We start from the raw sequence: 486 nt of genomic DNA, 5'->3' as shown, positions 1-486 counted from the left end.
ATGTATTCGATGTTGATGGCCGTTTTGTTCTTGCGCGGATGCTGCTTCAAGGTTTTTACCCTGCCGGGACGCTCGGCGATCAGCCAGTCCACATCCACCTCGGCCAGCTCCTCGCGCTGTGGCGCTCCTTGGTAGCCGGCATCGGCTGAGACAAATTGCTCCTCTCCATGAAGCAGATTACCCAGCTGATTGAGGTCATGCTCGTTGGCCGCGGTGGTGACCAGGCTGTGGGTCAGGCCACTCTTGGCATCGACACCAATGTGGGCCTTCATGCCAAAGTGCCACTGATTGCCTTTCTTGGTCTGATGCATCTCCGGATCGCGTTGCTGCTCTTTGTTCTTGGTAGAGCTGGGTGCCTCAATGATGGTGGCATCCACCAAAGTGCCTTGGGTCATCATGACGCCTGCTTCGGCCAGCCAGCGATTGATGGTCTTGAACAATTGACGGGCCAGTTGATGCTGCTCGAGCAGGTGGCGGAAATTCATG

General features: G+C 56.4%; 1 pseudogene. It reads right to left on the bottom strand.

The features are described 5' to 3' along the window. Window positions 1-486, bottom strand: a pseudogene (locus LU493_RS19520) (IS5-like element ISKpn26 family transposase); the annotation flags it as partial.

The sequence above is a fragment of the Halomonas elongata genome, assembly GCF_029081005.1.
GTDB classification, from domain to species: Bacteria; Pseudomonadota; Gammaproteobacteria; order Pseudomonadales; family Halomonadaceae; genus Halomonas; species Halomonas elongata_B.
This window is presented reverse-complemented; position numbering and strand designations above follow the sequence as displayed.